1 rRNA gene is annotated in these 217 nt (G+C 54.4%); it reads left to right on the top strand.

The window, feature by feature from the left end:
• Positions 1-217, top strand: a 16S ribosomal RNA gene (locus ACFCTO_RS12320); the annotation flags it as partial.

Here is a 217-nt window from a genome sequence, read left to right as displayed (position 1 = left end):
AAGGCTGAAACTCAAAGGAATTGACGGGGGCCCGCACAAGCGGTGGAGTATGTGGTTTAATTCGACGCAACGCGAAGAACCTTACCAAGCCTTGACATTGATTGCCAGGGACAGAGATGTCCCGTTCCTCTTCGGAGGACAAGAAAACAGGTGGTGCACGGCTGTCGTCAGCTCGTGTCGTGAGATGTTGGGTTAAGTCCCGCAACGAGCGCAACCC

The sequence above is a fragment of the Megasphaera indica genome (assembly GCF_046614755.1).
GTDB lineage: Bacteria > Bacillota > Negativicutes > Veillonellales > Megasphaeraceae > Megasphaera > Megasphaera intestinihominis.
Note: the sequence above shows the minus strand (reverse complement) of the source record. Positions and strands in the feature narration are given on the sequence as shown.